General features: G+C 55.9%; 20 protein-coding genes and 1 pseudogene. 11 read left to right on the top strand and 10 right to left on the bottom strand.

The features are described 5' to 3' along the window. Positions 1-18 precede the first annotated feature (18 nt). The 3 genes from IVA98_RS07715 to IVA98_RS07705 all read left to right on the top strand — a co-directional run bounded on the left by IVA98_RS07715 (position 19) and on the right by IVA98_RS07705 (position 3,700). Entirely contained in the window at positions 19-1,017 is a 999-nt protein-coding gene (locus IVA98_RS07715; protein WP_247298788.1) for an NAD-dependent epimerase/dehydratase family protein, read from the top strand. Positions 1,018-1,174: 157 nt separating this feature from the next. Continuing rightward, positions 1,175-2,227 carry an NAD-dependent epimerase/dehydratase family protein gene (locus IVA98_RS07710; RefSeq protein ID WP_247298790.1) on the top strand — a complete coding sequence of 351 codons (1,053 nt, stop codon included), beginning with the start codon at positions 1,175-1,177 and terminating at the stop codon, positions 2,225-2,227. 354 nt (positions 2,228-2,581) lie between these two features. Continuing rightward, positions 2,582-3,700 (top strand): acyltransferase family protein, encoded by a 1,119-nt coding sequence (locus IVA98_RS07705; protein ID WP_247354595.1) that lies wholly within the window; start codon positions 2,582-2,584, stop codon positions 3,698-3,700. 114 nt (positions 3,701-3,814) lie between these two features. Here the strand turns inward: IVA98_RS07705 and IVA98_RS07700 are convergent, their stop codons facing one another. Together IVA98_RS07700 and rfbC are read right to left on the bottom strand one after the other, a co-directional pair. Then, positions 3,815-5,158, bottom strand: a complete 1,344-nt coding sequence (locus IVA98_RS07700; RefSeq protein WP_247281166.1) for an NAD(P)H-dependent oxidoreductase — start codon at positions 5,156-5,158, stop codon at positions 3,815-3,817. Positions 5,159-5,215: 57 nt separating this feature from the next. After that, on the bottom strand, positions 5,216-5,836 hold the full coding sequence (gene rfbC, locus IVA98_RS07695) for a dTDP-4-dehydrorhamnose 3,5-epimerase (RefSeq protein ID WP_247298794.1): 621 nt from the start codon (positions 5,834-5,836) through the stop codon (positions 5,216-5,218). 196 nt (positions 5,837-6,032) lie between these two features. On the opposite strand from rfbC, the gene IVA98_RS07690 reads away from it, so the two are divergent. From IVA98_RS07690 to IVA98_RS07675, 4 genes are read left to right on the top strand one after another with little or no spacing between them, the layout of a single operon-like run. Further along, complete coding sequence (locus tag IVA98_RS07690; RefSeq protein WP_247298796.1) at positions 6,033-6,830, top strand: sugar phosphate nucleotidyltransferase; 798 nt, start codon at positions 6,033-6,035, stop codon at positions 6,828-6,830. Further along, a complete protein-coding gene (locus IVA98_RS07685; protein ID WP_247298798.1) occupies positions 6,827-7,480 on the top strand; it encodes a PIG-L deacetylase family protein in 654 nt (217 codons plus the stop codon). Before IVA98_RS07690 ends, IVA98_RS07685 begins: the two co-directional genes overlap by 4 nt. A 48-nt stretch (positions 7,481-7,528) precedes the next feature. After that, entirely contained in the window at positions 7,529-9,013 is a 1,485-nt protein-coding gene (locus tag IVA98_RS07680; protein ID WP_247298800.1) for a lipopolysaccharide biosynthesis protein, read from the top strand. A 30-nt stretch (positions 9,014-9,043) separates the two neighbouring features. Continuing rightward, positions 9,044-10,090: a hypothetical protein gene (locus IVA98_RS07675; RefSeq protein WP_247354594.1), complete on the top strand. Its 1,047-nt coding sequence runs from the start codon at positions 9,044-9,046 to the stop codon at positions 10,088-10,090. Between the two features lie 82 nt (positions 10,091-10,172). Here the strand turns inward: IVA98_RS07675 and IVA98_RS37165 are convergent, their stop codons facing one another. Further along, the gene (locus IVA98_RS37165; protein ID WP_247298804.1) at positions 10,173-10,883 is read right to left on the bottom strand and encodes a class I SAM-dependent methyltransferase; all 711 of its coding nucleotides are present in this window, start codon (positions 10,881-10,883) and stop codon (positions 10,173-10,175) included. A 347-nt stretch (positions 10,884-11,230) separates the two neighbouring features. Between IVA98_RS37165 and IVA98_RS07665 the strand changes: the two genes are divergently transcribed. After that, positions 11,231-12,319: a glycosyltransferase family 2 protein gene (locus tag IVA98_RS07665; RefSeq protein ID WP_247354593.1), complete on the top strand. Its 1,089-nt coding sequence runs from the start codon at positions 11,231-11,233 to the stop codon at positions 12,317-12,319. 84 nt (positions 12,320-12,403) lie between these two features. Here the strand turns inward: IVA98_RS07665 and IVA98_RS07660 are convergent, their stop codons facing one another. Then, positions 12,404-13,381: a right-handed parallel beta-helix repeat-containing protein gene (locus tag IVA98_RS07660; protein ID WP_247298806.1), complete on the bottom strand. Its 978-nt coding sequence runs from the start codon at positions 13,379-13,381 to the stop codon at positions 12,404-12,406. A gap of 697 nt (positions 13,382-14,078) precedes the next feature. On the opposite strand from IVA98_RS07660, the gene IVA98_RS07655 reads away from it, so the two are divergent. Next, positions 14,079-14,537, top strand: a complete 459-nt coding sequence (locus IVA98_RS07655; protein ID WP_247298808.1) for a class I SAM-dependent methyltransferase — start codon at positions 14,079-14,081, stop codon at positions 14,535-14,537. Positions 14,538-14,638: 101 nt separating this feature from the next. On the opposite strand, the gene IVA98_RS07650 is transcribed toward IVA98_RS07655, so the two are convergent. Both IVA98_RS07650 and IVA98_RS07645 read right to left on the bottom strand, forming a co-directional pair. Continuing rightward, positions 14,639-15,799 (bottom strand): GNAT family N-acetyltransferase, encoded by a 1,161-nt coding sequence (locus tag IVA98_RS07650; RefSeq protein WP_247298810.1) that lies wholly within the window; start codon positions 15,797-15,799, stop codon positions 14,639-14,641. A gap of 99 nt (positions 15,800-15,898) precedes the next feature. Next, on the bottom strand, positions 15,899-17,323 hold the full coding sequence (locus IVA98_RS07645) for an O-antigen ligase family protein (protein ID WP_247298812.1): 1,425 nt from the start codon (positions 17,321-17,323) through the stop codon (positions 15,899-15,901). Positions 17,324-18,039: 716 nt separating this feature from the next. Here IVA98_RS07645 and IVA98_RS07640 point away from each other — a divergent pair. Further along, positions 18,040-18,993 carry a glycosyltransferase family 2 protein gene (locus IVA98_RS07640; protein WP_247298813.1) on the top strand — a complete coding sequence of 318 codons (954 nt, stop codon included), beginning with the start codon at positions 18,040-18,042 and terminating at the stop codon, positions 18,991-18,993. Positions 18,994-19,012: 19 nt separating this feature from the next. Here IVA98_RS07640 and asnB read toward each other — a convergent pair whose 3' ends face one another. Genes asnB through IVA98_RS07625 form a run of 3 tightly spaced genes read right to left on the bottom strand, consistent with a single transcriptional unit; the run spans position 19,013 to position 23,051 of the window. Beyond that, positions 19,013-20,956, bottom strand: coding sequence for an asparagine synthase (glutamine-hydrolyzing) (gene asnB, locus IVA98_RS07635; protein ID WP_247298814.1), 1,944 nt, complete (start codon positions 20,954-20,956; stop codon positions 19,013-19,015). A gap of 33 nt (positions 20,957-20,989) precedes the next feature. After that, positions 20,990-22,351 (bottom strand): glycosyltransferase, encoded by a 1,362-nt coding sequence (locus IVA98_RS07630; protein ID WP_247298815.1) that lies wholly within the window; start codon positions 22,349-22,351, stop codon positions 20,990-20,992. Then, positions 22,344-23,051, bottom strand: a complete 708-nt coding sequence (locus IVA98_RS07625) for an acyltransferase (RefSeq protein WP_247298816.1) — start codon at positions 23,049-23,051, stop codon at positions 22,344-22,346. The genes IVA98_RS07630 and IVA98_RS07625 overlap by 8 nt, the downstream gene beginning before the upstream one ends. 515 nt (positions 23,052-23,566) lie before the next feature. On the opposite strand from IVA98_RS07625, the pseudogene IVA98_RS37485 reads away from it, so the two are divergent. Beyond that, positions 23,567-23,665 (top strand): annotated as a pseudogene (locus tag IVA98_RS37485) (IS5/IS1182 family transposase); the annotation flags it as partial. Between the two features lie 241 nt (positions 23,666-23,906). Here IVA98_RS37485 and IVA98_RS07620 read toward each other — a convergent pair. Next, the gene (locus tag IVA98_RS07620; protein ID WP_247298817.1) at positions 23,907-24,560 is read right to left on the bottom strand and encodes a class I SAM-dependent methyltransferase; all 654 of its coding nucleotides are present in this window, start codon (positions 24,558-24,560) and stop codon (positions 23,907-23,909) included. Between the last annotated feature and the right edge of the window lie 7 nt (positions 24,561-24,567).

Here is a 24,567-nt window from a genome sequence, read left to right as displayed (position 1 = left end):
ACCAGGAGAGCGGTCAGCATGGATCTCAAGGGCAAACGCGTTCTCGTTACCGGAGGGGCCGGATTCATCGGTTCGCATATCGTAGATTTGTTGTGCGACGAAGGCTGCGTCGAGATCGTCGCGCTGGACAACATGACGACCGGCCGACCGGAGAATCTTAGGAAGTCGCTTAATCGAGGCCCCGTTCGACTAGTCCGTGGTGATTTGCGCGACACCAAGTTGGTAGAAGCTCTTGTAAAGGGAGCCAACATCATCTTTCACCACGCTGCACCATGCAGCGCCCATTGCATGGCCGAGCCGCGTCTTGCCATGGAGGTCATGGTGAACGGTACCTTCGACCTGCTTGAACTTTGCGTCAAGTATGACGTCGAGAAGTTCATCGCTGCGTCTTCCGCTGCGGTGTACGGCGCGGTGGAGGAAGTGCCGACGACGGAGCATCAGAATCCGTATGGAAACCGTACGGTCTATGGAACAGCGAAGGTCTGCATTGAAGGCCTGCTCCGCGCCTATAACGATATGCATGGCCTCGACTATATCGCTTTGAGATATTTTGACGTGTATGGCAGCCGAATGGACGTGCACGGCCGCTACGCCGAAATGTTGACCCGCTGGATGGAGGAAGTGGAGGCTGGAACACCGCCAGTAATAATTGGGCACGACCAGCAGACCTTGGATTTAGTGCATGTCCGTGACGCAGCACGCGCAACAATCCTTGCTGCGAGGGCAAAGGTCAGCGACGAGGTGTTCAACGTGGGGAGCGGTGTCGAGACAAGCTTGGTGCAGCTCGCTTCGGCCTTGGCTTCCGTAACGGGCAATGACGGCGTGCTCCCGCAGATCGCGCCCGAGCACTCGATCAATCCTACACCGCGGCGGGTTGCGTCGACAGGCAAAGCGGAACGGCTGCTGGGCTTCCAAGCCACAGTGCCGCTCGAACTCGGACTGACGGAGTTTGTGAAGTGGTGGCGCTCCGAACGAGGACTTGCAACAGCGCGCCAACGGCAGGCTCTGGCTTCATGAGTCCCTTGCTGTGCCAAAACAGCCGAAGCCGTACGTGCAGCCGTCCTGCATTGCACTTTTGCGTGCTCCAGGCGGGCCGCCATTTGACAGAACGCTGGCCGAAACACGGAAACCGGGCAAGTTTCGTTCATGAAATTGAGTGCGATGGAGAATGGCGATGCGAGTTCTTGTAACGGGTCATCTTGGCTATATCGGCACGGTCTTGACGCCAATGCTGGTCGGCGCCGGTCACGAGGTGACTGGAATGGACAGCGATATCTACTCCCGGTGTACATACGCTGCTGGCGGTAGCATTCTCGAGGTCCCGACGATTTGGAAGGACGTCAGAGACGCGGAGGTCGCGGATCTCGTTGGCTTCGACGCTGTGCTGCATCTAGCAGCGCTCTCCAACGATCCGCTCGGCAATCTGAGGCCTCAGCTGACCGACGAGATCAATCATCGCGCAAGCGTTCGCATCGCCGAGATAGCCAAACATGCCGGCGTACGTCGTTTCTTGTTCGCCTCGTCCTGCAGCAACTATGGAAAAGCCGGCGAAGAAATGATCGATGAGACCGCCGCGCTCAATCCGGTGACCGCCTACGGGGAATCCAAGGTTGCCTCCGAACGTGATATTTCGACGTTGGCCGGCGACGGGTTTTGCCCGGTGTATCTGAGGCCAGCGACAGCGTACGGAGTCTCACCGCGGCTGCGCTTCGATATTGTCCTGAATAACCTTGTTGCATGGGCGTTTACAACAGGAAGAATTCATCTGAAATCGGATGGCTCGCCCTGGCGGCCAATCGTCCACATCGAGGATATTTCTAGAGCTTTCATCGCCGCATTGGAGGCACCTGCCGAATCCGTCTTCAATGAGGCATTCAATGTCGGTCAGACTGCTCACAATTATCGAATTCGGGATCTAGCCGAGATCGTCGCGAGTGTGGTGCCGAATTCTACGGTGGAGTTCGCCGAGGATGCGAGTCCAGATGAGCGATCCTACCGAGTGAGCTTCGAGAAGATCCGCTGTAAGCTGCCAGGGTTCCAGCCGCGCTGGGACGCTCGGATGGGCGCCGAGCAGCTCTACAGGGTCTATCGTTCGTCAAACTTGACGTTGGAAGAATTCGAAGGGCCGCGATATCAGCGGATCAGCCACATTCGGAAACTGCTTGCGGAGGGAATTCTTAATAGCGATTTGCGCCACTCGAAACTGCAGCTTCAAGCCGCGTCATGATTCCAGCTGATCGGTGCGGCAAAGCTCGACGAGCTGGAGATCGCCGAGGAAGCGTCAAGCTCATTCGTCAGAGTGGGCCTGACACGACACAGATAGTGCACTGCCAGGTCGCGCTCCCTCGAAGAGTCGCCGACGGTTGGAATGGCCTGAGGGGACGCGCGGCCGAATGTCGCAAGAACCATGGGACGAAGAGCGACGTGACGTTCGGGGAGGTGTCGCGATGTCAGTCACGTTATGTAGATCATAGCCTGGGAAAACATACATCCGACAAACGAAAATAACATCTTCCGAACCGCTGCTAGAGACAGCCGCGCCAGTTTCTCCACGTCCACCCAATAGAGAAGGCGAGCACCGTTGAAGAGATTTCAGGCAATCGAGGGATTGCGAGGCTGGCTGGCGTGGATCGTGGTCTTGGCGCACCTCGCATACTGTTCGGGCTTCAATGAGGGAACGTTGGCGGCACAGCTCAGATCACTAGGCCTACCCGCTGTCCTCGTTTTCCTTATAGTCAGCGGCTTCGTAATCACGCACGTCATTGTTGAAAAATCGGAGGCATATCCTGTCTATCTCGCCCAGCGTTTCGCACGATTGTTTCCGTTGTTCGCCGCCACCTGCATTGTTGGCTTTTTTACCAACGATCTGCTTGCCATTTCGCTAACCTCTCCTGGCTTTAACGATTCCGAATTCGCAAAGGTTGCGAATGGTGTCGCCGCAAGCAATCATAAGTACTTCTGGTCACACCTTCTCGCGCATGTCACGATGCTGCACGGTGCCATTTCGAATGCAGCGTTGCCGTACTCGGAGTACGCATTCAACATGCCAGCCTGGAGCATTTCGCTGGAGTTCCAATTCTATCTTGTTGCACCGCTGATAATCTGCATCATCCGAAATGAAATATTCATCCCAGTACTCGCGATTACAATTGCAATTTGTGAATTGTGGTTCAAGAGCTTCGTCGGCACTGTTCAGCCCGGAGCGCTGCCGCTCGCAGCTAGCTACTTCGTGGTGGGAATTGTGAGCCGGTTGACCTACCCGTATGTGGAAGGTCATAATTGGCTGGTCCCGGCAGTGGCTTTGGCAATCGTCCTTTTTCCGCTGCGCAGTGAACTGCGACCGTTCCTGATCTGGTTTATTGTATTTTTTGGTCTTCCGCAGAAGTGCCACGAACGGCCGGGACTTGCTGCCAATATATACTCTTGGGCGCTGACGAATCCCGCGGCGCAGTATTTTGGTTCGCGCTCCTACTCGATATTTTTGTGTCACTACCCTGTCATTTCAGCGATCGTTTGGTCCGTCTTCAGTTACTCTGGAGCTGCTCCTGGAATGTTGCTGCTTTCGTTCCTGAGCATACCCGCCACGATAATCGTTTCAGAACTCACGTATCGATACATTGAACTGCCGGGGATAAATGTGGGAAGACGTGCCGCGGCTTGGATGCAGCCGCCGATAACGTCGGGTGTGGCTTCCCAATGAATATTCAGCGAAGATCCGCTCAGGATCACGAGTAAGGCGGGCGAGCGGACTCCTCGCGACGCATTCGCACGCCTGCGTCAATGGCTCGGCAAACGTGGTCATCTTCCAGCCCTTTCACGCCGTGAGAGCAAATGAAGCATCCGGGGTAATCCGTTGCTCAAGCCAAGTGTGTCCATTGAAATGTTTGTATTGTTCTGCGCGCAGCTTGTCGGCCAGGCGACCGGGCGGCAGATCAACATCCGCATAGGTCAGCACTTCATCCTTTTTGACTGCGTGCCGCAACTTGCAGCCCTCAACGAGACCTTCGGGAAGGTATTGCATTTGGCTCATTTCCTCGGAGTTCACGGCTTCGCCATAGGTCATGTACATCCCATAGTCGTCGAGGACCTCGCCCGCCGCCAAATCACGCTTAGCGACGGCACAGACCTCGACAACCGGACCGGCGATGGGAGGGGCGATCAAATCTTTGAAAAGAAACGCACGAGCAATCGAGTTCGGTACTTCGAAATGAACGAGGTGATATGGTGTGAAGAACGAGTACAAGGGGCCTTCACCCATTTTGTACAAGCTCAAATACTTCTGTTGTTTTGGATCGGTGTGCTCGGCTAGCACGTAGACCTTGGTCAGAGGTGTGCCGACGACATAGTCGATGATTCCGCCCAGGGCGCGGATTTCGTCTATGTCGTAGAGGGTGCCTATCTTCATGACGTCGCCGCGATATTCCAGTCCGCGCGACATGCCGCGTGATCTGACCTTGAAGCCAGTCGCATTGGCCACGATCGTTTGCTCGAAGCTGATCTTGGATCCGTCGGCGAAGCTGGTGACCATGGCTGGGTTCTGTCCCCATTGCTCGGCAAATCCCTTCTGCGTGGTGGGGGTGCGATACGGATCCTGAAGTCCCTTGATGTTGCCGACGACGCGCGGGATCAAGCCGAGCCCCTTGACCCATCGGACCAGGTTCATTTGCACCCCCGGTTCGTCGCCATCGCATGCGGACAGGGTGCCCCCATACATCTTTGCATAGACCTGCAAGATCGGCCCGATAGTCGCGTCGATCTCCGCGTTCATGAGAACCATGGTCTTTTGATGCTTGAAGGCTTCCAGCGCGACGTGGGCCCCGAATTCAACCGATCCGGTTACGTCGACGATCACGTCGACCAGGTCCGATCTGGCGAGGAGGAACGCGTCCTCGGTGACCGCCGGAACGCCAGCGGCAACGGCTCTGTCCAGCTGCCCTTGGCTGTCCGCGTAAACCACGTCGGCTAGGCCGGAATAGTTGAATACGTCACGGCCACGCTGAGGCTTTCGGCTGTATATGGCAACCACCCTCATTCCAGGAACACTGTTGGTTATCTGATTGGCAATCCCCTGAACCATGAAGCCTGCGCCGAGAAGGCCGACGCGGATTGGCTTTCCCGCCGCATGACGGGCTTTTAGGGCGTGATCGATGAGTATCATCGTAGATTCTTTCAACTGGAGGGATCGGTCAACGCTGCGAGCAACGTTCTTTCGGCGTCAACCCGCGACGCCGGCGAGTTCCATCCGCTCTTTCAGTTCGGATTCGACCTCGTTAAGCAACCGAAAGTTCTGATCCTTCTCCGAGATCACGGAAACCGGAAGCGGCCACGTCAGTCCGAGCCGAGGATCGTTATACATCAGCCCGCTCTCCGCCTCGGGGGTATAGAACTGTCCCACCTGGTAACTGGTATCGGTGTTGTCGACGAGAGTCTGATAACCGTGAGCAAAACGTTCCGGCACATAGAGCGACCGATGGCTGCTCTCGTTCAGTTCGATGGCGACATGTTGCAGGTAGGTCGGGCTTTCAGGGCGCAGGTCGACTATAATGTCGAGGATGGCGCCACGTGTGCAACGAACCAGTTTCGTTTCCGATGCCGGCGGAAACTGAAAGTGCATACCGCGCAAGGTTCCCCGCCGGGTATTTGACGCGATGTTGGCCTGCGCGATGACCGGATTGAGGCCGAGGGTCCTAAACTCCCTCTGGCAAAAGGCTCGCCCAAAAAAGCCGCGGGAATCTTCGCGGCGTTCAATATCGATAATGTAGGCTCCTTTAAGTTCGGTTTCGGTTATAATCACCCCAATTCCTCCATAACTGCCCGCGCCGGCATTCAAGCGCATCGAAATGTCAACGATGATAATGCTTAAGGACGGAATCTCAAAATAGTTTTCAAAAAATATTGATTAATTCAGTTTGCAATATAAAATGCGACATTCAATAGTGGATTTTATGTTATTTAAATCGAGGCCTGTAGGACCCGCTCTTGACGATCTGTGGCGACCGAAACGGCCGGCAAAAACATGGGAAGCGCTAGCCATGAAAGTTGTGCTGTTCTGTGGGGGGCTCGGGACCCGTATCCGAGAATATTCCGAAAGCATTCCGAAGCCCATGGTGCCCGTCGGCCAACACCCGATGCTGTGGCATGTTATGCAATACTACAGCCAATATGGTCACCGCGATTTCATATTGTGCCTGGGTTATAAAGCCAATGTGATCAAGGAGTACTTCTTGAACTCGGATCGCTGGGCCCACAGCGATTGCGTTGTTTCCAACTTCGGCAGGAAGGTTGAGGTCATCGGCGAGCAGCCACCGGATTGGCAGGTTTCGTTAGTTGACACCGGCATTTGGCGAAATATCGGTCAGCGCTTGATGGCGGTGCGCTCCCTCGTAGAGAACGAGGAGGTCTTTCTCGCAAACTACAGCGATGGTCTGACCGACGCGCCGTTGCCGGAAATAGTCGAGCGGTTCAAGAAGAGTGAAATGGTTGGATGCTTTGTTGCCGTGCATCCCCCGTTCAATTTTCACCTTGCTGAATTCAACGGCGGAGACACCGTCAAGCGTTTCCGCTCCAGTCAGCAGGCCGAGATCTGGATCAATGGGGGCTACTTCATCTTCCGGAGAGAGATCTTCGACTACATACGCGAGGGCGAAGAGCTTGTGCTCGAGCCATTCAATCGCCTGATCGAGGCCGGAAAACTCATGGCCTACAAGTACGAAGGTTTTTGGCGCGCGATGGATACGCTGCGAGACCGGCAGGTTCTCGAGGAGATGATTGAGCGGGGCGAAATGCCCTGGAAGGTTGTTCCGGAAGTGCGCACACAGGCTGCTTCATGAAGGGGTTTCAGCTTGCCGCGCCCGGAGAGCGTCTCTCGATCCTTTGTCTCGGTGCGCACTCGGATGACATCGAAATAGGTGCCGGTGCGACGATTCTGAACTTGACGGCGCGTGGCGTTCGGCTTGACGTGCATTGGTGTGTACTTAGCGCGGCAGGTGAACGTGAGAGTGAGGCGAGGGCGTCTGCGGCTGAATTCGTGTCCGACGCAGCCCGTTCTCAAATTGAAGCAATGTCCTTTCGAGACGGCTTCTTTCCAGAGCAGGGTGACGAGATCAAGAAGTGGTTTGAGTCGTTGAAGCGACGAGTTGAGCCGGATCTGATCCTGACGCACCGCGGAGACGATGCCCATCAGGATCATCGTCAGGTGTCACGTTTAACTTGGAATACATTCAGAGATAATTTGATTCTAGAATATGAGATTCCCAAGTGGGACGGGGACGTCGGTCGACCAAATTTGTATGCGCCCGTTTCAGCTCGAGCATTGCAGCGCAAGATCGACCTCCTGATGTCGCATTTTGGAAGCCAGCGCTCCAAGCAATGGTTCGATCCTGAAACCTTCCGCGGATTGGCACGGATCCGGGGCATGGAATGTCGGGCTCCAGAAAGGTACGCCGAGGCATTTCTTGCGCGTAAGCTCGCCCTAGGTTGAAGAGGTTCGCCATGTGGCTTGCTGTAGGGGCTCGTTTTGGAGCGATCTATGGATGATCTGAAGGCGAGGGCGGTTCGCGGCGGCTTTGCAAAGCTTTGTGGTCAGGCCGCAAATTTCGCCCTTCGAATCGGCTCCCTAGCGATTCTAGCCCGCTTGCTGGATCCGGAGGACTTTGGGTTGATCGCGATGGCGACCGTCGTTACGGGAATATATGGCCTCTTCAGCACTGCGGGTCTCTCGTCGGCCACCGTTCAGCAGGCAACGATAACCAATGAGCAGATCTCGACGCTATTTTGGATCAATCTTGGGGTGGGGCTACTGCTTGCCCTCATGACCGCGGCCAGCGCGCCCGCCCTCGTTGCTCTTTATCATCAACCTCGGCTTTTCTGGGTGACGATCGCCATCGGCTTCGGGTTCGTTCTCAACGGGGCGGGTGTACAGCACTCCGCGCTTCTTGAACGCCAGTTGCGCTATGTAGCGTTGACGATAATTGATTTGGTGTCGCAGATTGTAGGTATCGGCGTTGCGCTTTGGATGGCGGTAGCCGGCTTCGGCTACTGGGCGCTGGTCGCGGCGGCGATCGTCTCGCCTGCGATGAATACTGTCTGCATGTGGCTGGCGACGGCTTGGATACCGAGTGCCCCACGTTGGGGAAGAGCAACCTTTCCAATGCTGCGATTTGGCGGGACAATTACGCTAAATGGCCTGATCGTTTATGTCGCCTACAATTTCGACAAGGTAGTCATCGGTCGGTTTTGGGGCGCGGACGCCCTGGGAATTTATGGAAGAGCATATCAACTTGTCACGATTCCCACATCCAACTTCAATTCTGCGGTGGGCGGCGTCGCGTTCTCGGCATTGTCGCGGCTCCAGCACGATCCCGTCCGTTTGAGGAATTACTTTTTGAAGGGCTATTCGCTGGTTGTCTCGTTGACAATGCCCACGACGATTTTCTGTGCCATGTTCAGCAAAGACATCGTTCTGGTCGTTCTTGGACCAAAATGGATCGAGGCAGCAATCATCTTCCGCCTGCTGGCACCAACGGTCCTGGTGTTCGGGATGATCAATCCCCTGGCATGGCTTCTCTTTTCTGTCGGTCTCACAAGACGAAGCCTGACGATAGCTTGCGTCATCGCTCCGCTGGTTATTTCGGCCTATCTCATCGGGCTGCCGTATGGACCGAAGGGCGTTGCAATTGCCTATTCTACTGCGATGACGCTGTGGGTGCTTCCCCATATTGCCTGGTGTCTGCACGGAACGGCGATTTCGCTGTCGGACCTGTTCCTGGCGGTGAGGGGCCCGTTTCTCTCAGGTGTCGTGGCTGCTCTGGTTGCGTTTGGTGTCCAGCTAGAGTTCGGAGAGTGGGGGCCGCCTTATGTTAGATTGATGATTGAGGGTGGCATCATGCTTGGGGTCTACTACTCGATGCTGCTGCTCATAATGGGCCAAAGGGCGTTCTATCTGGATCTCCTTACGGCGCTGAGGAAGCCGCGATTGCCTGAATTGCCGGACCGCACGGCTTCAGTTGGGTGACCTGGATTTTTGTTCGAGGAACTGGCGAGCATGAGCATACGATCAGGCGATTGGATGGAAGTAAGAACTAAGGACGAAATCCTAAGTACGCTGGATAAAGCCGGTCGGTTGGATGGGTTGCCATTTATGCCGCAGATGTTCCAGTACTGTGGCCAGCGCTTTCGCGTCTACAAACGGGCGCACAAGACCTGTGATACCGTCTCGGGAAAATCGCTTGGAAGAAAACTTGCGGATGGGATTCACCTGGATCTCCGCTGCGATGGCAAGGCACACGGTGGCTGCCAAGCGTCGTGCTTGCTCTTCTGGAAGGAAGCTTGGCTCAAGCCTGTCGCGGAAGCGTCTACTTCGACGATATCGTCGCCAGAGTGCGGAGCGCCGCATGGCGGCAAGATCGCTCCGGTCGTTTGCACAGAGGAAGACGTCGGCAAAGCAACACACATCCGTGGAGCCGATGGCGAGCCGATATACATTTGCCAGGCAACCCGACTGCTCGAATACACTACGCCCCTACCGTGGTGGGACGTTAGGCAGTACGTTGAGGATTATACGTCCGGCAATGCTACTTTGGGCCGCATATTTTGCGGTTTTATCTACGTGGGATACTTCTTCGGTTCGTTGGCCTTTCGCGGCAGGCTTGGGATTCCCGGCCGTTGGCTGTACGATCGCTTTCAAGCGATCAGGAACGGATTTCCATTCCCGCGAAGACGTGGCAAGATACCGCTCGGAAAACCTACTCCTACATGTGAGTTGAACCTCCAACCCGGAGAACTGGTTCGGGTGAAGTCGTACGATGAGATTCTCGCCTCGCTCGACACGGCAGGCCAAAATCGAGGAATGGCCTTCGATGCGGAGCTGGTGCCGTTTTGCGGAGGAACTTATCGCGTCAAAGCGAGAGTGAATAATTTCATCGACGAAAGCACCGGAAAAATGAGAAGAATGAAAACTCCGGCTGTGCTGCTAGAGGGGGTGTGTTGTCAATCGCGCTATAGTCACAACCGAATGTTTTGCCCACGAAGCATATATTCGTGGTGGCGTGAGGCTTGGCTCGAAAGAGTTTCGGAGGAGACCGCCCACTGACGCGTCGCGGTGGCCTTTACCCTAGACCAATCGGCACCGCCTGCCGCAAGTCCTCGACTGCGTCCCCTGAGCCAACACCAGTTTATGTCTTCGGCGCAGCTGCATATTTGTTGCGGACGGCCATGAGCGACTTGGTCAAGCCGAAGACCTTCTCCGGAACGATGGTTGCGTCGGGGAACAGTGCCGAGAACATGGATCGATCGAGCAATGTTGAACTCTGAATCGTTCTCATCGCGTCGTCGACGGTCTCGGCTTTGGACCAGTACGGCCCGCATTTTCGAGACATGACCAGCCGGAACTTCAGGGACTCGGGAAGCCAGTGCAGAAGCGGCGTTCTCGCATGGGGTTCGATTGGAAACCAGTAATAGGGCGTTTGAACGAAATAGCTTGGAGCTATGCGACGAATCTCATTCGCCATCGACATCATGCTCGACCACTGGCCTACATGTTCGATGACAGAATTCGAATGGATCACATCGAAGCTATTGTCGGCGAGTTCGGGCATGTGGCAGGCATTGCCCTTGAGAAACATAAGCCCCGGCTTTGCAAGTCCCTCACCGTCCAGATTAATCAGTGTTATTTCCACTGGCCGGGAGATCAATCGTCGCTTATCGTGCCAATATGCTTCGACACCGCCGACGTCGAGAATGCGCAAGGGGCGGGCCATTGCCGGAATCGATGCAAGTAAATCCAGAAAAATGGAGAATCTTGCGAGACGATAACAGCTTGCTGCTGCTTTCTCGTAACCATTGAATTCATCGGCTCTACCAACCGCCATTTTATGGTTTGCCACTGCTACATAACCTCTCGCAGACGTCGACGATTGGGCCGCGGCGGCGCAATTTGTCGATTTAATTATGCTTGGTAATTTGCCTGAACTTTATAAATTGATCAACCATGATATAATGCGCGCGTCGCTTAGATCGGCGCTGGTCGAGCCCTTTGTTAACCCGGTCCTTAGAGTCGAGAGTCGCCTCCGTCGTGTGTCGTCTGCCCTGTGGCCGGGTTGGCAGAGAATTGGTCGGAATCGAACCCTCTCCGGCGTCTCAAATGGAAGGCCGCCAGCTCGAGCAGAGGGTTGCGCATTATGGCGTCGCGCACGACCCGTGCTTTTGGTCATCGGGATAAATTAACCAGGAGATGGAAAAAGCCGTGATCCTTGATTCGATGGCCGACGTTGCGATCCTTATCGTTGGATTTCGCAATGCCGAGGACATTAGAGATTGTCTCGTGGCTCTGTCGGGCGCGACGGGACATCCGGAGTTTAACGTATTTATTTGCGAGAATGGCGGGAGGAGCGCGTTCCATCGGCTGGTTGAGCGGCTCTGCGACACCGAGGGCCCATGCACCGACGCCACCAGGGTCGATGTTCAGGCCGACGTCGGCCTGGGTCGATGTTCGGAGGTTCAGCGATTGAGATTGCGGACAAGCCCTTCCAATGTGTGGGTTGCATGTGCGGCCGGAAATCTCGGATACGCAGGCGGCATCAACCTCTGGCTCGATCGATTGCAGGATGTTTCCGGATGGAACGGAATCTGGGTCTTAAACCCTGACACCCTGCCGGAAACAGGAGCCCTCGCTGCCTTGGTCGAGCGAGCTGCGAGTGGCAACAAGGGGATGGTGGGCAGTACGATCGTAGATGTCGACGGAACGGCGACCGTACGCTGCCGGGGCGGACTCCATTGGCAAAAATGGCTTACGAGACCAGTTGCGATCGGCCGCGGTGAACAGTTGAATTCGCCTCACGACGTGCGCGCAATTGAAGCCGCCATGGACTGTCCCTCAGGCGCATCCATGTATGTGACGCGCGATTGTATTGAGAAAATCGGTCCTATGGACGAAAGCTATTTCCTCTTCTCCGAGGACCTAGACTGGGGGATCCGCGCCAAACCGTGTGGTTTGGGCTATGCGGCTGCGTCCATAGTTCGGCACAAGCGTGGGACGACGACCGGATCTGCTAGGGATATTTCCGCAGTGCCACGATTCTCCGTGTATCTTCAGCACCGCAACGCCGTTCGCTTCGTGCGTAAGCATTTCCCTATGGCATTGCCGTTCTGCGCCGTGGTCATGGTTCTGTATGCTGTCAGGTATTTTGTTAAGGGAGCATGGCAGAACTGCATCGCGGGCCTCCACGGTACATTTGCAGGACTGAGGGGCGAAATGGGTCCGCCGATCTGCTATCCCGAGATCTCCGAACTGGCAGAGTCCCGCGGCGGAGTTCTTCCCTAACAAAGACCGCTTTAGCGTCGTACAGTCGCCTTCCCGTTGAATCGAGCGACTTTTCGGGACTGGGGCCGATCGAACGCCGCCGGTCTATCGAATGCCCCTCCCTGTGATCATGTTCCAGTTTTCAACCAGAGACCATTTCAAAACAGAACCTGGATAAAACGCACCATACGCCCCAGTCGTGTCGAAATAATTGTGATGAGCAGTCGCAATCCCCTCGATAGGAGTACTATGGGGCTTGCTCGTTGCGTACCTGCTCGAGCCATGCAGCATGTAGGACATCGCAAGGCGGCCTTTCGCGATCATCGTATTGTAGGCAAATGTAGGGTTTACCAATACGCCGGAGTTGGTCCCATCGCTGATATAGAGTTGAAAGCCTTCACCGCTCGCTGCCTGGCGCGTTTGATACGTCGTGTTGTACGCAATCACCACCGCGTTCGTTACGTTCGATCCCATCATTTGCAAATAATTGAGATGAGCACCGGCAACCGTTCCGCCATTCTCGATAAGGTTGTAACGGTAAATGAGATTGGTGGTGCCACCTATCTCGACCGCGTGCTGCGGGAAATCCCTCATCCAGTTGTACTGAACAACGACATTGCCATGAGCAGAGATGAGCGAGCTGCCGTCGGCTCCTCCTGCTATCGTGCAGAATTGTACTGTAAGATCAGGCGACTGCTCATCGGCGTTTATCTCTCCGGCGCTGCTAGTGCTTTGAAATTTGCTGTTGGTTACGACGCCCCTGGGAGAGTTGACGAACAGGAGGATCGCACCTCCGTGAAGGGAAAAATCGACGCTGTCGATATGGACGCCGTTGGTGTTGTCGACGCGAACAAGATTGTCGACGATCGAAATGCCTGGACCGCGCAAATCGCGCCAGTCGGTAAGCACGGTATCGGCCGGAACACCAACGCCGTAATCAACACCAGCCACTTTCCAAGGTGGCCTCTTGACATAGCTTGTCAATAGTTCTGGCTTCTGAATGGGCGCGTGCGGTGCGTTCGCATGTCCATCGTCCAGCAGATCGAGTTCTGATGCAGTACCGTCACGCAATGCGAACGGCAAGCAAGACAACAGGAGTGCGGTGCACGATCTCGAGATCATTGCAGCCAACAAGGCAGAACCTCAATACTTGGTCGCCAGTGCGGACGCCGGTCAATGGATCTGATCGCAGTTGGCACGTGTACGGTATGCATCGGTTTCGATGCTGTCACGCGATTTCGTTGGCGATAGTTGTTATTCTGCCGGCGTGACGTGGCCGAGCCGATGTTGTCGAGCCTGATAGCTTGCGCCGAGTGGTCGGCAATCCGTGCCAACCGCCTGCAAAATCGCCGAAGGTGTTCAAATTGCCTTGGGGCCGACCGAACCTGCCACCTGATCGAGACTAGAGTCGAGTGTTGGGTCCTGAAATCAGAAAAACGGAGCGAGTTCAAAGATCGTTGACACCCGTTCAGCATCCAACTTCTATAGGATTACTAGTTGGAAGGGGAGAGACCCGACAATGACTCGGAGAATCGGCCTTCTGGGGTATAGAGCGCTCAATTCCCTGCGCACTCATGGAGTTCGTGAGACTTGCCGACGCGCCGGTCGGTATTTTCTCAGTGGGGTGGGTCCAGCGAGGTCAAACCAAGATTTGTTTGATGCAACATACGGCACTGACACCGGTGGGATATCACCCGTATGGGATTTGGACACGGACTCCGCAAACGCGCGATACGGTGAAAGATATCAGGCCATTCCTGCGGATGAGCTGGATACGGCCTTGTCGTTCTTGCACAAGGATTGGTCCGCCTTCACATTCGTGGATCTAGGGTGCGGGAAGGGACGTGCATTGATTGCGGCTTCTCAGCACGGGTTTGCACGCGTGATTGGTGTCGAGTTCGCGAAGTCGCTGGTCGATCTTGCGATCAAGAACGGCAAGATTGCGGGAGTGAGGGTCGAAGTCAGGAATGAAGATGCCGCTCAATTCGAGTTTCCAGAAGGCGATATAGTCGTGTTCATGTTCAATCCTTTTCGAGAAACCGTCATGCGGCAGGTTTTGTGCAATCTGGCGCGACACCAGGGAAAGCTGTATCTGCTATATTACCGTCCCGAGCAAAGCGCGGTTGTCGACGAGCGAACCGATTTTCTCGCGAAAATCGGCCAAATACCTACCGCTCCCGGATTCTGTGTCTGGCAGGGCGTTGCGAGAGCGCGTGAAAGTGGTTCGGAACGTTGCTAGATGGTCGGCGCCCGATTTCGACGTCGTCCTCGCGCGCCGATTTGTTGGCCATTGCCATGGTTCGTATGATTTCGCGGTTGGTGCTGTGCTCGCCGTAAGAATTAGCTCTTCTCGGTCACCTTCATCCGCCAAAGCCGCTTGATTTTGTCAGCTAGTGGCCCCATCGCCGTCTTGGTTGCCTGGGTCATCGTCCCAAGTCCTGAGCGGAGCGCGTTGATCGCCACGGCCTTTGCCGTCGGTGCAAAGATGCAGATGACGGCCTCCTGGCGCTCGCGATTCGAAAGCCTCGCTTTGTAAAGTGCATCGCCGATGCCGAAATCAATTTGCTCGATCGGAGGGCCAATCGGATCTCGACCGAGCTCCTCGATCACCTGTACGATCAGATATAGACCTGGGCCGTATTTGGCGTAGGCAGGGTCAAAGGCGAGATAATCGCTGACGAACACTCCATTCCGAAGCGAGCCGATCCAGAAGGCACCAGGCCGCTCGTCGAGATAAAGGATGTATGCCCGCAGCCATCCCTTACGCGCCTCAAACTCAAGGCGTGATCGGACGATCGGCGTTGCGGAAAAGCCGACTCCGAGACCACGCTGATACGATTTACTTACGACCTTCTCTGCGTCGGCGACGAGCCGATCGAGTTGGTCGAGCTTCGAAAGTTTGTCGATCCTACTATTGGGAAAGGTATCCGTCAGCTTTCGGGCGAGACTTCTGAAATTGTATCGATGCTTTTTTGTCAGACTAGACAGGACTTCAGTTCGGTTTGAAATATCGCGAAATCGATGAATTTGATGGTTGACGGCATAGTCCGAGCAATACCAGCGCGGAAGTGTCTTGGCCGATCGGAACAGAGCCGAATCGACCTCGGCGTAATGGAAGACGGCCCCCTCGGCCTCGCCCGTCTTCAGTGAATCGAGGACGCTGCCGATAAGGAGTTTGGCGTTGGTATTGGATGTATCTCCTAGCCATCCACCGTGCACGAACTGCAGGAGGCGCATTGACGGCGCCGGAAGGCTCAAGTAACCGAGCTTGATGGATAACCGGGCGTCCTCAAGTCTGCCAGCAAGAAGAGCCTTTGGAGTATCTGCATCATAGAGCACCACGACATGTGGTCGTCGTGCTTCCGAGCGGAGAGCCGCGAAGAACAGGTAGAAATCGAGATCTGCGTCTCGACCAGGGTTGCAATCATTCCAAAATTCGCGAACTGTTTCGATTTCCTTGGGGGTCCTGAGGATTTGGACACGATATTGATACTGATGCATGACACCTGCGTTTCGGGATGCCAGATGGTGGAATGGCGTTGCCTTTGCGATCTCACACGCGCGAAGTCCTCGGTTCTTGAAAGCCCTCTGGAGATCACCTCATTGGCGAACAAGTGCTGATCTGACGTAGCTGTTCGGAGCAGCCTTCCCAAGTTCATCGAAGGCATGTCTGTGACGTACGATCGCGCATTCGGCGAGGTTCGCTCGAATACCGGGAAAAGCGCCAAGCAAAATCCAACAAGCTCCCCAAAAGTGCACTGTGAAACCCAGAAACGTGGCAACTGTCACGACGACGCCAAGTGCGACGGACAACAACCGCTCTTCGCGGGAAAGGCTATCAGCGTTATCGATTGGACCTAACCAAAATGCCCCTGCCATTGTCAGGAAGATGAATAAGGTGCCAGGAATCCCGAACATCATCGCGGTCCTGAGCCAAAAAGCGTCCACGCTCGTTCCGATCAACGCACCATTGACTTGCCAATCCCAATCTTCGGTCAAACCGATGCCGAAAAGCGGGGAGCCCCATACCAATGGTAATGCGGCATTCCAGACTGCCTGTCGGTACCAGGCGGCCTCGGGACTCAGTCCTCCGACTGTCATCAGCGTGGCAATCGGACTTCCGGAGAAGAGGAAGATTGCGGTGACCGCGAAAGCGACGAGCAGACCGAGAACTTTCCACCTAGCGCCAAACTGCCTTGTGGCAGCATAGAGGGCCGCCAGAGCGCATGCGATGACGAGACCTAGCAGCGGCCCTCGTGACTGCGAAAACCAGAGGCCGACAATTGCGACAGTTGGGACGGTCCAACGGAGCAGCCGACCCGGAAATGTAAACAGCGCCAGAGCACCAAACCAAGCGCAAACGGTCCCGAACAATATCGAGTGCTCCAGTGGACCCATCGCGCGGACGAGGCCATCCCTGTAAATCGCCTCGCTGTGGCTAGCCTTGGCTGTCTCGTAAGCCATTTTCACGTAGCCAGTGAGCCCTTTGACAAACTCGTACGTGAACAATTGGCCGCTAAGGGGGTCTAAGAGCGCAATCAAGACAACAAGCACGATTATCTTACTCAGAAATGCCGCCAGCCGTACCGAGCTATCGATAGGACCAAGCAGATATCGAAAGGCATAATAGGTGCCGGAAAATTCAAGCGCCTGCGCGATTCCACCTTTGAAACCCGAAGTGATCCCGTCGGTTGCTATCGCAGCAACAACCATCCACAGTCCTGCGAGAGGCGCCATGATGTCCGACGGTACGCACACTGAGCGTGGCATGCTTGCCCGCCTGGAAACCCGTGCCAACACTACAAGGCTGACAATGATTAGGAACGCCCGCGCGGGCGAGAAGCGGTAATCCCCAATAAAGAATGACAGGCCCTCTGGCAGGAAAATGGCGATGATCAGTACCTTCAGAAGGATTTCGTCTCCGAAATGCCTTCCGGTCGCGTCGGCGCGGCTCAGTTCCAGTCGCTGAGCGTGCGGACTAAAAGACACAAGGAGAGATTTTGATTGCGGGTGCCTGGTAGCCATTGCCTTTAGCGCTCAATGCAAATGACGAGGGGCATGCGCCCGCTCAAGAATGGTTTTCCAGACTCCGGGCGGACATGCTCATACATTCGGTCTAAACATAAGGCGGCGTTCACAATATATATTGGTTTTTATTATATATCAAACATTAATATTATTAACTAAATAAAAAGGGACATGAGGCCGAGTCAATAACGTGGGCATTCCCTGAGACTCACGGAGCGTTTTGGGACGGGGCTGCCTCGCCCAGGTGCCGGCAGGTGCCATACTCTGGCGTGCTTGGTTGCCGAGCTCAAGGACTGCGCGCCAGCAACAGAGTCCTCAGGTCCGGCGGGACATAGGAGTCGCCGGGATCAAGCGTTTGCGAATTCGATCTCGGGTCGCGATCGGCGCGCCCACGGTAGTAATTGTGTCTCGCCATGAGCGGCAGCCGAGCGCCGAGGCCGAGGACAGGATAGATCGGACCGCCGGTGCCGTTGAAAGTAAGGCATTTGCTGCATACGATGTTTGGCTGCTGAGCGGGATCCCGTCTTGGGCCATCCTATCGCGATTGCCGGCGTCGATCTACTCGAAGCCGGGGGCGACACATGGGGGCGGAGAATATCCGCGCGAGGACGGTGGGCGAGAGCTAAGGCCCCACCGCTCAGCTCTTGAATACTCGTCCTAAGTGGTATCGGTAGTATGCTTATGCGGAGTCATCGGGCACATGGAGAGTATGAGTGCGAAAGCCACGCGTAGCTTTGGGATTGCCTGTATTCAACGGTGAGCGATACCTGCGCGAGGCGCTCGATAGCGCCCTCAGCCAGGATTTCGAGAATTTCCAACTGGTGATCTCCGATAACGCTTCGACCGATGGTACGGCGGATATCTGCCAGGAATATGCTCGGCACGACTCAAGGGTTCGCTACTTTCGGAATGAAGCCAATATCGGCATTGCGCCGAATTTCCGGCGGGTGTTCCATCTCTCCGAATGCGACTATTTCAAATGGCTGGTACATGATGACGTGTGCAGCCCTGGCTTCTTGCGGGAGTGTGTTGATTCGCTCCATAGGGCACCAAGTTCAGTCGTGCTCGTCTATCCGAGATCGGTTCAAATCGATGAGCGCGGCCATCTTCTGGGATGCTACGAAGACCATCTGGACACCCGCGAGGAAACGGTAAGCGGAAGACTTGAGCGGGTGCTGAGGCATTCCGGTCTGTGCTATCCGGCTCTCGGGCTTCATCGATCGAGTGTGTTGGCGAAAACGGGTCTCATCGGAAGCTTTGAATCCTCGGATGTGGTCTTACTCGCAGAACTCGCGATGATCGGCCAGTTCTGGCGGATTCCGCGCGACCTCTACCAGGCCAGGGTGCATGTTGGAACTAGCTTTAGTCAGTATCAGTCGAAGGAGCAATTCGACGAGAAGATGGATGCAACAAACCGAGGTCGCTACGTGATGCCTCGCACCAAACAATTCTTGGAAGTTCTGCGAGCGATTTCTCGCGTCGAGCTTGATCGTTCCGATCGCCTGCAATGCTATGCCTCTCTCATGCGGGTATGGGGGCCGCGATTCTGGCGAGTGGTGGGAGGCGAGTGGAAGCGGCTCGTTATCGATGTTGCTCGCGGTGACGCTCGCATTGGATCTGGGGCGAGTGGATTGACGATTAGCAGGGCTGCCAATCGCACGTCCTGACCGGCGCCCGATGGATTGATCAGGACGCCGCCGACAGAGTCCTGGATCGTTGTGCAGGGATGTCCAGAAGTTCTTCGGTACGAACGGCTGGGCGACCGACCGACCGCTCGACGACAAACAATCTATGCCAAAGTTCAAGTACCAGTAGCGAGTACAGAACCCTTGAGTTCGAAAGCGCGATTTCTCTGGTCGCAAGCAATCCTTTCAGCCATTCCGTTGGAAGGAGCGTTCTGACAAAGCTCGACGGCCGAAGTAGCGCGGCGGGCAACGTACGGTTCCACTCGTTCTGGACGAGTGTTGCCATAGGCGAAGGAAGTCCAACTTTCCTTCGGGTCAGGGTATCGGCTGGCACTCCCGACTCGATTGCCAATTTCAGGAGCCGCTTCGGCACCGTAGGATGACCGAGCTTTGTCCTCGTCGAGAGGGAGAACACATGGTTGACCAGCCGCACGTCCAATAGCGGCACACGAGCCTCGATAGACGCAGCCATCGTTGCGCGATCGACCATGGGAAGTACTTGGTCCGGGAGGTAGGTTTTCAAGTCGACCAGCATTTGCTGGCAGGTCGCATCGAGCTCGCGGTACTCGCTGAACCAATGTCGGAAGTTCACGAACGCATCGGCGGACGCACCTAGGTGATTGGCGAGAAGCGACCGCGTCGGAGAGTCAATGCTCGCCATTGCACGGGTGTGCCACGGAAGCCGTGAATGTGAGTACAAATCCAGCGCCTCAATCTCGTCGCGAGACAGACCGCCTAGCTGCGCAAGTGGACGCATGGCGTGTCGTATCGGTCTTGGCATGCGAACGTACCATCTGCGTCTGGTCGAAAGCCCGTACGAGGAATATCCGCCGAAGAGCTCGTCGCCGCCCGCGCCAGTAAGCAGGACTTTGACATGTTCTCTGGCTGCACGCGCGATCACGAACTGCGAATACATCGCGGGATCAGCAATCGGCTCGTCGCACATCCAAGCCAGCAGCGGAAGCTCCTCAATCAGGTCGGAAAGCTTCGGCCGAAGGATGCGGTGCGGCAGACCGAGATGCCGGCATAGATCTCTGGCCCCCGCAACTTCGCCCTCGAATGTCCCCGGCCAATCGACAGTAAAGGCTGTAGGGGGTGAACTGCTCGTCAGCGATGCGAAATATGCGAGGGCGCTGGAATCAACGCCGCCGGACAGGCTTATCCCGACCGGAACGTCGGCCTGCAGTTGAAGTCTTACGGCGTCCTCGACGAGATTCCGCGTTTCAGCTATGGCCTGTTCGGGATCACGATCGTCAGGGGAGATGGGAGCTGGCGGTTGATAGTAATTCACCGGTTCTGGGATCACTCCCGGCGCGAGGCGCAGGAAGCTGCCGGGCGGAATCTTGAGGATACCACGAAGCAGGGTACGGGGCTCCGGCACGTAGAACAGTGCGAGATAGCTCATCACTGCGGATCGATCGACATCGGGCGTGACGAGGCCTGACGCAAGGATCCCTTTGACTTCACTGGCGAAGACCACACAATCGTTGGATGCTGCATAGTACATCTGCTTAACGCCGATCTGGTCGCGGGCCAGTATGATTTGTTGTTGCCGGCGATCGACGATGCAAACGGCAAACATGCCATTGAGCATCGAGAACATGTCGGTGCCATACTCTTCGTAGAGATGCGGGAGAACTTCAGTATCAGAGGTGGTCCAAAACGTATGACCCAGTTTTCGTAGCCTGTCGCGCAAGTCCTTATAATTGTAGATTTCGCCATTGAGGAAGCACTGTATGGAGCCGTCCTCGTTGGAGAGCGGCTGATCTCCGGTGGATAGGTCAATGATGGCAAGGCGACGGAATCCGATCTCTGCGAAGGGCGCCTCATAACTGCCTGCCGAGTCGGGCCCCCTGTGGGACAGCGCGTCGGCCATACGGGAAGCCACGTTCGGGCTGCCTGAAGGTCGAGGCCTCCGCCAACATACTCCGGCGATTCCGCACATGCTCAGCGCTCCATCAATTCATAATTGGAGATATCAGCGGGGTAGAATGCACTCAAAATTCGCTGCAAGCGCGCGCGTCAATTCACGGCGTTCGAAACGACTGCAAAAATCGGGATTCGTCGGCAGCTGCTGCTTGCCGACAAGCCAGGACTCGTAGCGCGCACGCAAACTGGCTAGCATGCCGTCTACATCATCCGGCCGGCATACGTCGCCATTGCGCGATTGCTTCACCAGATCACTCGCATCTCCGTCCGGCACTGCGGCGAGAATGGGGGGGCCGGCGGCGAGATATTCATAGGTCTTGCCGGGAACCAGACGTGCCTTCTCTTCCACCGGAAGATTGTGCATCGGCAGGAACAGGATCTCCGCCGAGCGAATGAAGTCGATGGAACGCTGATGATCCACGTAGCCCGGCATCTCGACCAGGTCCGAAACGCCGGACCTTTCGACGATCAATCGGTCTGAAGGCGTCATCGGGCCGGCCAGCACCAGCCGAACGTGTCGGCTCATGTCTGGCGTTTCGCTTCGCCACCGCGCCAGCGCAGCCAACAAGTATATGTGCGAGCGAGTCTCTACATCCACGGGTAGTCGATGCCCGCCGAGCAATCGGCGAACCAATCGATTGCGGCGGTGGCGGGCGCCGAGCTCGGAATGCAGATGGCCAGTGTGAACAATTCGGAATTGGCCCTGCAGTTTGGGGGACGGGGGACGAGCAAAGTCGTCGGCATCGAAGCCGTTGGTAATTGTGACAGCTCTCTTCGAGAATTCCGGCATCGCTTGCTTCAAGGCGCGGGTTGCCTCCGGGGTGTTCATGATGATGAGCCGAGCGGTACTCAATTCTCTCCGCATCCGCCGAATTTCAGCCGCGCGATGCCAGCGGCTTGAATATACCATCATCTCGTCGAGAGCCCACGGATCGCGGAGGTCGGCGACCCATGGCACTCCAAAGGCTTGCGCGATGAAAGCTGCCGCCGGACAACTCTCAAACGGCGAGAGTGAGGCATATACCAAGTCGGGCGGATTCTCGAGCCCGGCTTGCAGCCCCACATTCGTGCATGCTTCGATCCAAGCTCTTGAGTTTCGGCCGCTGCGCCCCACCAGCCCCAGCAAACGGTCCTCGATGCTAGCGATCCGGTGACCAAAGGGCGCGGCCGGAGTGTTTTGGGTCCGGTATACGGGGGTACCAGCCGGTATTTCTCGGTGAAGGGAAGGGTCGCGCGGCGACGAAGGGGCGGTGCTGGCGTCGCCGGTCGTCACGACCACGGGGCGGAAGCCGAACTCGGGAAGATACTTCACGAACTTGACGGTTCGTTGGACACCAGCGCCGCCGATAGGAGGGAAATGATAGGCCAAGACCAAGACCGTCTTTGCCAGGCCGACCACATCGTCACTCATGCATCTGCTCGCTACCGACGGCGACCCACTCCTTCCTGGCCTGGTCATACCGGCTTACCAGGCGCGCCGGAATGCCCACAACCGCGGAATAGGGAGGGAAACTTTTGGTTACTACCGCGTTCGCGCCGACGACGCATCCTTGGCCCAAATGGACTCCTTTGAGGATCATGCAGCCTTCACCCAACCAGCAATGGTCGTCGATGCAGGTTGGCGCGGCAATGAGGACTGCGTTTCGAGTGGTCGACAAGCGGGGCTCGGGAAGAGCATGGTCATGGTCTGTAATGTAAACGTGGCCGGCGATGAGCACGTCTCGACCGATCTGCACCCGCGAGACAGCGCCGATGTGAGAGTATAGGTGCACCGATGTCCCATCTCCGATTTCGATCTTCGGGACTTCGCAGGCGTCTGTGCTGGTTATCGCTTCCAGCCTAGCGCCCTTGCGGATGTGAACATGATTGCCGATCCGGATGTGCTCCGGGTGGGTGAGCAGATCGGGGGCTTCCAGCCGGGAGCGCCAACCGAATTCTGCGAACCGAAACCGCCAACGTACATAGTGGAGCGTGTACGAGAGTGCACGGCACGCGCCTGCAATCTTGTGCGCGATGCTGTGTTGCTGACGCAATCGGACAGCTTCACGCACCGTGGCAGCCTCTGGCTGTCCCGGGGGGGCGCCATTGAACTTCCAGGCGCCGTTTGGCATCTACGGGATCATTCTGCAATCGGCCCTGCAACCAGAAGACCGTGTACACGGTTGGCGCAACCCAAGGTTGCGGACTCGGCTGAAATAGTGCCGAAGCCAGGAACCGGCGGGAGATCGTTTTCGCGGAACAATGGCCCATAAAACTAAAAATATTAAATCTGCTATTTGTTCGAAATAATTGCTGGACATGACGATGCTGTCAATAAAATGTTTGGAGCTGGCGAAATGGTCGCGGAGCGTGTGTATTAGCCTTAGCCATTCGGCCGAAGGGCAGGTCACGGCTCGTCTGATGACAGGAACCCATCTGGGTGTCCCCGGCTTGGGTTGTCCCGGTCCGTTTCTTTCTGATGCAGGTCAGGCCAGCGGCCCGCCGCAAGCCCAGCTACTCGTCTAGGAGCTCTCTGCCGAGGTCGTGATGGCCGATACGGTCTACGCTCCGATGCATTCCGAACCGCGATCGCTCCAAATGTCACCGCGCACAATCTCGCGCGCAATCAACATTGGTTCAACATATGCTCTATGCCGAGCGTGGTCTGGTCGAATGCTGCTTCTCAAAGCTGAATTGGTTCAGACGCGTTGCAACGCGTTACGAAAAGGACGGTGCGAAATTACTTCGCCGTCGTCGCTGCAACTCGACGCTGATGGAGGCAACTATCCCGGGGCCTGCTGAGTTCGGGGGCGTACGAAGTCCTGGCAGATCAGAATATCCGCCGAAGACAGCAATGCTGTCGATGAAACGTCTAGAACTGCCGAGAATGTGCGTGAGGCGAAGCCGGCTTAGACCTAACCAACGCCGAGCGCGCAGCATTGCCGGCAGCAGGTAGGTCGCCCAAAGCGGCAAGCATCCGTGTGTCTTCAGCGAATGGCGATCAGCGATTTCACAAATCCAAAGAATCGTTCGCTGACAATTCTAGCATCGGGGAAGAGATGCTGGAACTGTCGTTTGTCAAGCAACAGTGCACTCTGAACCGCCTTCGTGGCTTGGCCCACATCCGTGTGCTGCTTCCAGAAGCCGCAAGTGCGACTTAACAAGATTCGATATCGCACTGACTCAGGCATCCAATGGAAGAATGCAAAACGAGCGTGAGGTTCAAATGGGAACCAGAAGTAAGGGGTCTGGACAAAATAACGGGGGGCGAGTCGGCGTATCTCCTTTGCCATTGCCGCCATGTCATCCCAGCGTCCAACATGCTCAATGACCGAGTTGGAATGAACAATGTCGAAACTGAGATCGTGAAATTCCGCGGCGTCGCATGCGTCTCCAACAACCGAGATTATCTTTGGATGTGTTGTCTCAATCTCAGACTCATCCAGATTCAATGTGCAAACCTCAACCCGATCCCAGTCCAAATCACTGCCGAATTGCTCCCAGTAGGCTGCGGTGCCGCCCATATCCAGAATCCGGCAAGTTCTCTTGTTGGCAAGAACTTGAGTGACTATAGGCGCGAATAATCGAAATCGTTGAACGCGAAATCGATTGCTGAGGTCGTTTGGTTCGGCGTAGCCCATGAAATTC

It is taken from the genome of Bradyrhizobium sp. 160 (assembly GCF_023073735.1).
Classification (GTDB): domain Bacteria; phylum Pseudomonadota; class Alphaproteobacteria; order Rhizobiales; family Xanthobacteraceae; genus Bradyrhizobium.
Note: the sequence above shows the minus strand (reverse complement) of the source record. Positions and strands in the feature narration are given on the sequence as shown.

What these genes read in the sequence shown, in the direction of transcription:
- IVA98_RS07630 (WP_247298815.1), bottom strand. Translation starts at nt 22,351, where the DNA reads ATGAGTGACGATGTGGTCGGCCTGGCAAAGACGGTCTTGGTCTTGGCC.
- IVA98_RS07715 (WP_247298788.1), top strand. Translation starts at nt 19, where the DNA reads ATGGATCTCAAGGGCAAACGCGTTCTCGTTACCGGAGGGGCCGGATTC.
- IVA98_RS07700 (WP_247281166.1), bottom strand. Translation starts at nt 5,158, where the DNA reads ATGATACTCATCGATCACGCCCTAAAAGCCCGTCATGCGGCGGGAAAG.
- IVA98_RS07680 (WP_247298800.1), top strand. Translation starts at nt 7,529, where the DNA reads ATGGATGATCTGAAGGCGAGGGCGGTTCGCGGCGGCTTTGCAAAGCTT.
- IVA98_RS07685 (WP_247298798.1), top strand. Translation starts at nt 6,827, where the DNA reads ATGAAGGGGTTTCAGCTTGCCGCGCCCGGAGAGCGTCTCTCGATCCTT.
- IVA98_RS07625 (WP_247298816.1), bottom strand. Translation starts at nt 23,051, where the DNA reads ATGCCAAACGGCGCCTGGAAGTTCAATGGCGCCCCCCCGGGACAGCCA.
- IVA98_RS07675 (WP_247354594.1), top strand. Translation starts at nt 9,044, where the DNA reads ATGAGCATACGATCAGGCGATTGGATGGAAGTAAGAACTAAGGACGAA.
- IVA98_RS07665 (WP_247354593.1), top strand. Translation starts at nt 11,231, where the DNA reads ATGGAAAAAGCCGTGATCCTTGATTCGATGGCCGACGTTGCGATCCTT.
- IVA98_RS07710 (WP_247298790.1), top strand. Translation starts at nt 1,175, where the DNA reads ATGCGAGTTCTTGTAACGGGTCATCTTGGCTATATCGGCACGGTCTTG.
- IVA98_RS07690 (WP_247298796.1), top strand. Translation starts at nt 6,033, where the DNA reads ATGAAAGTTGTGCTGTTCTGTGGGGGGCTCGGGACCCGTATCCGAGAA.
- IVA98_RS07650 (WP_247298810.1), bottom strand. Translation starts at nt 15,799, where the DNA reads ATGCATCAGTATCAATATCGTGTCCAAATCCTCAGGACCCCCAAGGAA.
- rfbC (WP_247298794.1), bottom strand. Translation starts at nt 5,836, where the DNA reads ATGCGCTTGAATGCCGGCGCGGGCAGTTATGGAGGAATTGGGGTGATT.
- asnB (WP_247298814.1), bottom strand. Translation starts at nt 20,956, where the DNA reads ATGTGCGGAATCGCCGGAGTATGTTGGCGGAGGCCTCGACCTTCAGGC.
- IVA98_RS07620 (WP_247298817.1), bottom strand. Translation starts at nt 24,560, where the DNA reads ATGGGCTACGCCGAACCAAACGACCTCAGCAATCGATTTCGCGTTCAA.
- IVA98_RS07645 (WP_247298812.1), bottom strand. Translation starts at nt 17,323, where the DNA reads ATGGCTACCAGGCACCCGCAATCAAAATCTCTCCTTGTGTCTTTTAGT.